The 9,055-nt window shown below is 75.0% G+C and carries 9 protein-coding genes; 3 read left to right on the top strand and 6 right to left on the bottom strand.

Annotated elements, in window-relative coordinates:
* Positions 1–125: 125 nt before the first annotated feature.
* From ACFWXO_RS44000 to ACFWXO_RS43975, 6 genes are all read right to left on the bottom strand, one after another.
* Positions 126–881 carry an SGNH/GDSL hydrolase family protein gene (locus ACFWXO_RS44000; RefSeq protein WP_380532561.1) on the bottom strand — a complete coding sequence of 252 codons (756 nt, stop codon included), beginning with the start codon at positions 879–881 and terminating at the stop codon, positions 126–128.
* A gap of 35 nt (positions 882–916) precedes the next feature.
* Positions 917–2,128 carry a beta-ketoacyl-[acyl-carrier-protein] synthase family protein gene (locus tag ACFWXO_RS43995; protein ID WP_380532558.1) on the bottom strand — a complete coding sequence of 404 codons (1,212 nt, stop codon included), beginning with the start codon at positions 2,126–2,128 and terminating at the stop codon, positions 917–919.
* 50 nt (positions 2,129–2,178) lie between these two features.
* The gene (locus tag ACFWXO_RS43990; RefSeq protein ID WP_375890866.1) at positions 2,179–2,421 is read right to left on the bottom strand and encodes an acyl carrier protein; all 243 of its coding nucleotides are present in this window, start codon (positions 2,419–2,421) and stop codon (positions 2,179–2,181) included.
* A 14-nt stretch (positions 2,422–2,435) separates the two neighbouring features.
* A complete protein-coding gene (locus ACFWXO_RS43985; protein WP_380532552.1) occupies positions 2,436–3,866 on the bottom strand; it encodes an MFS transporter in 1,431 nt (476 codons plus the stop codon).
* Positions 3,867–4,000: 134 nt separating this feature from the next.
* A complete protein-coding gene (locus ACFWXO_RS43980) occupies positions 4,001–4,906 on the bottom strand; it encodes a class I SAM-dependent methyltransferase (RefSeq protein WP_380532549.1) in 906 nt (301 codons plus the stop codon).
* 152 nt (positions 4,907–5,058) lie between these two features.
* The gene (locus tag ACFWXO_RS43975) at positions 5,059–6,006 is read right to left on the bottom strand and encodes an acyl-ACP desaturase (RefSeq protein ID WP_380532547.1); all 948 of its coding nucleotides are present in this window, start codon (positions 6,004–6,006) and stop codon (positions 5,059–5,061) included.
* Between the two features lie 256 nt (positions 6,007–6,262).
* Between ACFWXO_RS43975 and ACFWXO_RS43970 the strand changes: the two genes are divergently transcribed.
* The 3 genes from ACFWXO_RS43970 to ACFWXO_RS43960 all read left to right on the top strand — a co-directional run bounded on the left by ACFWXO_RS43970 (position 6,263) and on the right by ACFWXO_RS43960 (position 8,868).
* Complete coding sequence (locus tag ACFWXO_RS43970) at positions 6,263–7,342, top strand: cation diffusion facilitator family transporter (protein ID WP_380532545.1); 1,080 nt, start codon at positions 6,263–6,265, stop codon at positions 7,340–7,342.
* Positions 7,343–7,477: 135 nt separating this feature from the next.
* A complete protein-coding gene (locus ACFWXO_RS43965) occupies positions 7,478–8,380 on the top strand; it encodes a 5'-3' exonuclease H3TH domain-containing protein (protein WP_375890946.1) in 903 nt (300 codons plus the stop codon).
* 113 nt (positions 8,381–8,493) lie between these two features.
* Positions 8,494–8,868 (top strand): peptidoglycan-binding protein, encoded by a 375-nt coding sequence (locus ACFWXO_RS43960; RefSeq protein ID WP_380532542.1) that lies wholly within the window; start codon positions 8,494–8,496, stop codon positions 8,866–8,868.
* Positions 8,869–9,055: the final 187 nt, after the last annotated feature.

The raw sequence follows: 9,055 nt of genomic DNA, 5'->3' as shown, positions 1-9,055 counted from the left end.
GTCCGGGTGATAGCCCGGTCGGTCCCGGGCGGCTTCACCGGGAGCGCTCCGTCCGGGTGGTTGGGGTTTCGGGCGGGGGGGGGCGTCCGGGCGGGGGTGGGGGCGAGGGGGGTGGGGGCGAGGGGTCAGCGGGTGGTTGCTGGGGCAGGGGCGGGGGCTGGGGTGGGGAGGTGGGTGGCGGCGGTGAGGAGGGTGGGGAGCATGCGGGTGGCGTGGGTGGCGTAGCCGTGCGGGGAGGGGTGGATGCCGTCGGGGCCGAGGAGTTGGGCGGCGCGGTGGTGGAAATCGGGGCCGGAGGTGGGGGCGAGGTGGGCGTCGGTGCGGGTGGCGGTGCGGGTGTGGAGGCGGGCGAGGCGGGTGGAGCGGTGGTGGCCGATCCAGCGGACGGAGGTGCGGAAGCCGGGCGCGTAGCCGGGGTCGGGGCAGGGGACGACGACGAGTTGCCAGCCGGCCTCGCGGAGGGTGCGGGCGAGGTGGGCGTGCCGGCGGGCGGCGCGGCCGAGCGGGGCGGGCAGCAGGACGTCGTTGCCGCCGACGATCAGTACGGCGACGCCGGGCCGCAGCCGGGCGGCGCGCAGGACTTGGCGGCCGACGGCGGCGGTGGTGGCGCCGGCCCGGGCGTGGACCCGCAGGTCGACGGGCCGGCCGGTGCCCTCGGCGAGGCCGGTGGCGAGCAGGGCGCCGAGGGTCTGCTCGGGGCGGTGGGCGCCGAAGCTCTGGGCGAGCGAGTCGCCGAGCATCAGCAGGGTGAGCGGGTGGTCGGCGGCGTCCGGGGCGGAGCCGTACCGGCCGTCGGCGACCGGGACGAACCAGTCGGTGGGCGGCCGGTGGGCGAGCAGGCGCAGGTACAGCCGGGCGAGCCGGTGGGCGAGGCGGCGCATGGGGGGATGGACTCCGGGGTCGGGCGGGAGGGCGGTCAGGCGGCGGTGAGGACGACGGCGGCGTTCTGCCCGCCGAAGCCGCAGGAGACGGACAGGGCGGAGGGGGCGTCGACCGGACGGGGCGCCTTGGTGACCACGTCGAGGCGGATGGCGTCGTCGAGCCGGTCGAGGTTGGCGGTGGGCGGGACCAGCCGGTGCTGGAGCGCGAGCACGGTGAGGGCCGCCTCGATGGCGCCGGCCGCGCCCATGGTGTGGCCGATCACGCTCTTGTTGGCGGTGACCGGCGGCGGCCGGCGGAAGACCTGCCGCAGGGCCGCCGCCTCGGCGGGGTCGTTGAGCGTGGTGCCGGTGCCGTGCGCGTTGACGTGCCCGATCTCCTCGGGTGCCAGCCCCGCGTCGGCGAGTGCCGCCCGTACGGCCCGGGCCAATCCGTCGCCGCCGGGGTGCGGGGCGGTGAAGTGGTGGGCGTCGCCGCCGGCGCCGTGCCCGGCGAGGTACCCGCGGACGCGGGCGCCGCGGGCCCGGGCGTGGTCGGTACGTTCGAGCAGCAGGACGCCCGCTCCTTCGCCGAGGACGAAGCCGTCCCGGTCGGCGTCGAAGGGCCGGGAGGCGCCGGCCGGGTCGTGGCGGCGGCGGGAGAGCGCGCCGAGGCGGTCGAAGCCGACGCAGGTCATCGCGGAGCGGGCGCTGTCGGTGCCGCCGGCCAGCACGAGGTCGCAGGTTCCGGCCCGGATCAGGTCGCTGCCGAGGGCGAGCGCGCTGGTGCCGGAGGCGCAGGCGGTGCTGACGACCAGGCCGGGGCCGAGGGCGCCGAGGTCGAGGCTGACCTCGCCGGCGGCCATGTTGGGGATGGAACGCGGGATCATCAGCGGGGAGATCCGGTCGGCCCGGCCCGCGGCGAGCCGGCCGTACTCGACCACGTGGGTCTGCACGCTGGTGGCGCTGACCCCGAGGACGACGCCGACCCGGGTGCCGTCCCAGTGCGCCGGGTCGAGCCCGGCGTCGGCGACGGCCTGGCGGGCGGCGACCACAGCCAGCTGGCTGAACCGGTCGAGGCGCCGGGCGAGCCGCCCGCCGAGCAGGGCGGGCGGGTCGAAGTCGGCGACCCGGCAGGAGAAGTCGACGTTCAGGCCGAGGAGTTCGGGGTCGGGGCGGGCGGTGGGCGCGGCGCCGAGGAAGTGCTCCCAGACGGCGTCGGCGCCGCTCCCGGCCGGGGTGACCAGGCCGAGTCCGGTGACGGCGACCATCGAATGGGACGGAGCCAGCGGACGGGACGGGGCAGAGGAACGCAGCGGGCTCAACTGACCGATTCCCGGGCCAGGGTGGCGTCCGCGTGGGCGGCGAGTTCGCCGAGGGTGCGGTCCGGGCCGATGTCGGCGACGGTGACGCCGAGCTTCTCCTCGACCACCAGGGAGAGTTCGACCAGGGCGAGGCTGTCGAGGGCGAGCGAGGCGAGGGTGGCGTCGGGGGTGACCACGGCCGGGGAGACGTCGAACTCGTCGATCAGGCAGGCGCGGATCGTCTCGTAGCTGCTGGGCATGGTGAAGTTTCCTTTCAGCTGGGGGTGTTGAGGGTGTCGATGACGGCGGAGGCGGCAGCCCGCCGCCCGGGCAGCCGGGTCCAGGCCAGCGCGGCGCCGAGCAGGGCCACCGCGCCGCCGACGACGGCGGCGGCCGCCAGACCGTCGGTGAAGGCGGCCGGGTCGCCGGGAGCGGCGCCGGTGAGCGAGGTGGCGAGGACGGAGCCGAGCACCGCCACGCCGAGGGTCGAACCGACCTGCCGGGTGGCGTCGTTGAGCGCCGAGCCGACCCCGGCCGCGGCGACCGGGACGGCGCTCATCACCACCTCGGTGGCGACCGGGGCGAGCAGCCCGGCACCGAGCCCGGCGAGGGCCTCGAAGAGCAGCACCCGCCCGTCCCCCGAGTCGGCGGCCAGCCGGCCGAGTTGGACGAATCCGGCGGCGATCAGCAGCAGTCCGCCGGCCGAGGGCACCCTGGCCCCCAACGGCCGTGCCAGCAGAGGCCCGAGGAGCGCGCCGACGGCGAGCCCCAGGGACAGCGGGACCATCCGCAGCCCGGCCTGCCAGGCGCTCAGGCCCCGCACCTGCTGGAGGTAGAGGGTGAGCAGGAACATCGCGCCGAACATCGCGAAGGACATCAGCGCGAGCGTGGTGGTGGCCGGCCAGACCGGCCCGCCGCGCAGCAGCCGGACCGGCACCATCGGTGCGGCGCAGCGGAGTTGGCGACGCACGAAGGCGGCCAGCAGCAGGACGGCGATCGCGAAGGCGGTGAGCACGGCGGGGCCGGTCCAGCCCCGGCCGGGGGCCTCGATCACGCCCCAGACCAGGGCCAGCAGCCCGGCACAGGACAGCAGCGCCCCGGGCCGGTCCAACGGCCGGGCCTCCGGCGCACGGGACTCGGGGACGGCGACCAGGGCCGCCGCGCCGATCAACGCGATGACCGGGACGTTGAGCCAGAACGCCGACTGCCAGCCGTACCGGTCGACCAGCAGTCCGCCCGCCACCGGGCCGAACACCGCACCGACCCCGGCCACCGCCGCCCAGATGCCGATCGCCCGCTTCCGGGCGACCGGATCGCGCAGCACGTGCACCACGGTGGACAGGGTGGCCGGCATGAACAGGGCCGCGCCGAGGCCCATCCCGCAGCGCGCGGCGACCAGTTGGGCGGGCCCGGTACCGAGCGCCCCGGCGGCCGAGGCGGCCCCGCACAGCGCCAGCCCGGCGAGGAAGGCGCGCCGCCGGCCGTACCGGTCCCCCAGCGCACCACCGGCCAGCACGCAGCCGCCCAGCGCCAGCGCGTAGCCGTCCACGATCCACTGGGTCTCGGCGAGGGTCGGGCCGAGGTCGGCGCGCAGGCCGGGGACGGCCACGTTGAGCACGGTGAAGTCGAGGCCGAGCAGGAACAGCGCGGCGCAGACCACCGCGACCGCCGCCCAGGCCCGCCGCGCGGTGGGCGGCGAGCTCACGGGCGCCGGGGCCGCAGGAGTCGAGCTCACGGGCGCCGGGGCCGCAGGAGTCGGGCCCACAGGCGTCGGGGTCGCAGGAGTCGGGGTCGCAGGAGTCGGGGTCGCAGGAGTCGGGGTCGCAGGAGTCGGGGCCATCAGGCGGACAGCCGCAACGGCTCGTCGCGCCGCCGGAAGCCGATCCGGTACAGCGTGGCCGCGCCGCGCAGGAAGGTCACCTCGCTGGCCCGCAGGTAGCGCCGGTACCGCCGGTAGCCCTCGGGGCCGACCAGCCGCTCGGCCTGCTCGCGGGCCCGCAGCAGCCGGGCCGACCAGGAGGCGAGGGTGCGGGCGTAGTCCTCGGCGGAGGCGGTGAGGGCGACCACCGAGAAGTACGGGTCGCAGGCGGCGGCGATCTCACTCAGCCGGGGCAGCCGGGCGGTCGGGAAGACGTCGTTGCCGACGAAGTCGCCGATCGGGCCGGAGCCGTCGGCGGCGCCGTCGTAGGCGATGGTCTGCAGCGACATCCGGCCGCTGGGGCGCAGCCAGCGGTGGCAGGCCGCGAAGTAGCGGGCGTAGCAGTCGAGGCGCTCGGCCCGGCTCATCCCGGCGGTGGCGAAGTGCTCGAAGGAGCCCATCGCCATGACGGCGTCGTACGGCCGGTCGGGGTCGTGGGCCTCCCAGCTCTCCAGTCGGGGTTCGACGCCGGGCAGGGCACGGGCGGCGAGGAACTCGTACTGGGCGCGGGAGACGGTCAGCCCGACGGCTTCGCGGACCCGGTCGTCGCCGCTCGCGTGCGCCAGCATGGCGCCCCAGCCGCAGCCGACGTCGAGCAGCCGCAGGCCGTCGCCGGGGCGGGCGCCGACCAGGTCGAGGTGGTGGTCGAGCTTGGCCCGCTGGGCGCGCGGCAGGGCGGTGGCGTCGGGCGCGTCGCGGGGGATGCCGTCCCACTTGGCGGCGGTGTAGGCGAGGGTCTCGTCCAGCCAGAGGGCGTAGAAGTCGTTGCCCAGGTCGTAGTGGAACTCGATGTCGGCGGCGGTGGTGCCGGCCGTGGTGACGGTCATGCGGATCCTGTTCCGGGTGGTCCTGCGGTCCGGGCGGTCTGTCGGTCCGGGTGGTCTTGCGGAGGTCCAGGTGGACTTGCGGGGGCCCGGGCGGTCTTGCGGAGGCCCGAGCGGCCTTGCGGGCCTTACGGAGGCCCGGGCGGGCGGTGCTCTCAGCCGGCACCGGCCCGGCGGGCCCGGACGGCGAGGGCCTGATCGCGGCGCTCGACGAAGCGGGCGGCCCGCGCGTCGGTCCGTGCGAGGTGGGCGGCGATCCGTTCGCGGGCCTGTTCGCCGGTGGGGCCGAGCCCGGTCAGCTCGGTCACCCGGAGGGCGCGCAGCAGCGGGACGAGCACCTCGTCGTGGTGCACCCGCAGGTCGTAGACGCCGGCCACCGCGATCTCGGCGGCCAGTCGGCCGAAGCCGGGCATGGCCTGGCCCGGCATGGCGAAGTCGCGGATCGTGGCGTCGAGCGTGACGAGCACCTGGTCGGCGTCCACCTCGACTGCCGCGCGCAGCAGTTCGCGGTAGTAGACCATGTGGAGGTTCTCGTCCTGGGCGATCCGGGCGAGCAGCCGCTCGCAGACCGGGTCGCCGCTGAGCCGCCCGGTGTTGCGGTGGCTGACCCGGGTGGCGAGCTCCTGGACGGCGGCGTAGGCGACCACGCCGAGCACCCCGTCGAGGTCGGGGGCGGTGCCGGCGGCGAGGTGCGCCATCCGGGAGCGCTCCAGCGCGACGGGGTCGACGGCGCGGGCGGCGTGCAGGTAGCCCCGGATGGCGGCGGCATGGCGGTCCTCCTCGGCGGTCCACCGGTGCAGCCAGGCGCCCCAGGCGCCGTCCCGGGAGGTCCGGCTGCCGATGGTCCAGTGGTAGCCGGGCAGGTTGTCCTCGGTCAGCAGGTTGACGACCAGGGCGGAGCGCACGGCGGGTGCCAGCGCGGACTGCTCGGGGCGCCAGGGCTCGCCGCCCAGCGGGCCGTCGAAGTCCCGGCCGAGGCTCCAGGGGACGTACTCGTGCGGGAACCACTCGCGGGCGGCCGCGAGATGACGATTCATCAACTCCTCGGCAGTGGCTTCGAGTTCGGAGAGCCAGCGGGCGGTTTCCGCGGTAGCGATCTTCACGGGCCATGATCGTCGCGGACCGGCGCGCGGCTGCGCAAGCCCGCCTCACCCGTTCAGGTGACCCCGGGATCACGGCCCTGACCTGGGTCTATGCCACCGGCAATCCGGGCGCCGAGCGGCCCGACACGCGGCGCGTGAACGGCAACGACAACGGTCACCAGTACAGCCTTTGGATCTTTGTCGATTCTGCGGTTCACTTCGAGTGCGGGCGATCGCACCCCGTCACCACCCACCCGTGCGTCCAGAGAGGACTTCGATGGCCGGGCACGAGCATTCCCACGATGATCATGCGCATGACCACCAGAACCCGAAGGGCCACGGCCACGGAGGGCACGGCGGCCACGCGCACGGCCACGGGGGCCACGGCGGCCACTCCCACGGCGTCGCCGCCGACGCCGACCGCCGCTGGCTGGTCAGCGCCCTCACCCTGATCGTCGTCTTCATGGCCGGCGAGGTCGTGGTCGGCTTCGCCGCCCAGTCCCTGGCCCTGATCTCCGACGCGGCGCACATGCTCACCGACGCCGCCTCGATCGTGCTCGCCCTGGTCGCCATGCGGCTCTCCGCCCGCCCGGCCCGCGGCGGCTACACCTACGGGCTCAAGCGCGCCGAGATCCTCTCCGCCCAGGCCAACGGCGTCACCCTGCTGATCCTCTCCGCCTGGCTCGGCTACGAGGCGATCACCCGGCTGATCAGCCCGCCCGAGGTCACCGGTTCACTGGTGCTGGTCACCGCGCTGATCGGGATCGTGGTCAACCTGGCCGCCACCTGGTGCATGTCCAAGGCCAACCGCAGCTCGCTGAACGTCGAGGGCGCCTTCCAGCACGTGCTCACCGACCTCTACGCCTTCATCGCCACCGCCGTGGCCGGTGCGGTCATGCTGACCACCGGCTTCGCCCGGGCCGACGCGATCGCCTCGCTGATCGTGGTGGCGCTGATGCTCAAGGCGGGCATCGGGCTGGTCCGGGACTCCGGGCGGATCTTCCTGGAGGCCGCCCCCGCCGGGATCGACCCGGACGCGGTGGCCGACCGCCTGGTCACCGAGCCGCTGGTCGAGGAGATCCACGACCTCCACATCTGGGAGATCACCTCCAACCAGCCGGCCCTGTCGGCGCACATCCTGGTCACCCCCGGCGGCGACTGCCACGCCGTCCGGCGCGAACTGCAGCGCCGGCTGTCCGAGGAGTACGGCATCACCCACAGCACCCTCCAGGTCGACCACGTCGGCGAGGACGAGGCGGGCGCGCTGCTGCAGATCGCCGGCCCGGGCGAGTCGGCCGCCGAGCACTGCGCCGACGCCCACGGCCCGGTGCACCGCGCCGGCCCGCACGAACACTGAGCGCGAGCGCCGAGCAGGATCGCTGAGCACGAACGCCGAGCAGGAGCACTGAGCGCGAACGCCGAGCACGAACGCCGAGACCGCCGTTCGTCGTCGCGGTGCGGCATGATCTGACTCGTGACCGCACCGCGACTGATGCTGCTCGACTCCGCCAGCCTGTACTTCCGGGCCTACTACGGCGTACCGGACTCCCTGCGCTCGCCGCAGGGGGAACCGGTCAACGCCGTCCGCGGCCTGCTGGACTTCATCGCCCGGCTGGTGCACGACCACCGGCCCGAGGAACTCGTCGCCTGCATGGACGCCGACTGGCGCCCCCAGTGGCGGGTGGACCTCGTCCCCTCGTACAAGACCCACCGGGTCGCCGAGGCCGCCGTGGACGGCGAGGAGGAGGTCCCGGACACCCTCGCCCCGCAGGTGCCGGTGATCGAGCAGGTGCTGGACTCCCTCGGCATCGCCCGGGTCGGCTGCCCCGGCTACGAGGCGGACGACGTGATCGGCACCCTCACCGCCCGCGCCACGGGCCCGGTGCAGATCGTCACCGGCGACCGCGACCTGTTCCAACTGGTCGACGACGAGCGGCTGATCACCGTGCTGTACCCGGTCAAGGGGATGGGCAACCTCCAGGTCACCGACGACGCGGTGCTGCTGGAGAAGTACGGCGTGCGCGGCGACCGGTACGCCGACATGGCCGCCCTGCGCGGCGACCCGTCCGACGGCCTGCCCGGCGTCAAGGGCATCGGCGAGAAGACCGCCGCCCAGCTGATCAACGAGTACGGCGACCTGGCCGCGATCCGCGCCGCCGCCCTGGACATCGGCTCCCGACTCACCCCGGCCCGCCGCCGCAACATCGTCGAGGGCGCCGCCTACCTGGACGTCGCCCCCACCGTCGTCCGGGTCGCCCAGGACGCCCCGCTCCCGGACTTCGACCCGGTCCTCCCCCGCGAGCCCGCCGACCCGATGACGCTGGAGCACCTCTCCGCCCGCTGGGGTCTCGGCACCTCCCTGGAACGCGTCCTGGAGGCCCTGGCCACCCGCTGAGCCCGCTCCCCGCCGGCGACCTGTCGGCAGCCAGCCAGCGACCTGTCGGCGGGCAACGGTAGGGTTCGGGGAAACTGATGATCAGTTGTGTGTTTCCGAACTCGGGGGGTCCCTTGAACACCGTCTCCGTCAAGCGCCGCGGCGCGTTCCTGCTCGCGGCCGCCGCCCTGGCCACCGTCGGCGTCGCCGGCACCGCCCAGGCCGTGCCCAACTCCGGCTCGCTGTGGGTCGGCTACGGCAAGAGCAACACCTACGCCAGCGTCAAGTGCGTCCAGCTCATCTCCAACAGCCTGCACTACCAGACCGGTTACCACACGGTCGACGTGGACGGCTCGTTCGGCCCGGACACCTACGGCGCGATCGTCGCGCTCCAGAAGTGGGCCAGCCTGGACCCGGACGGCGTCGTCGGCCCGCGGACCGGCGACGTCATGATCGAGGCGACCAAGGACAGCTACCACTGCTACTCCTCGCTGCCCACCCTCAAGTAGGCACCGGCACCCAGCAGCGCAGGGGCCAGCACGTTCCCTCGAACGTGCGGGCCCCTGCGCGTTGCCGGCGGCCGGGCCCCGTCCGGCCGGACAGGGCCTAGGGCCTGTCCGGCGGATCTTGGCAGATCAGCGCGCGGCGTTGGGCGCCCGGCTGGGCGTGCGCCCGAGTCGGCCTCGTACTGGACGT

Origin of the sequence: Kitasatospora sp. NPDC059088, assembly GCF_042738155.1 — a bacterium.
GTDB lineage: Bacteria > Actinomycetota > Actinomycetes > Streptomycetales > Streptomycetaceae > Kitasatospora.
This window is presented reverse-complemented; position numbering and strand designations above follow the sequence as displayed.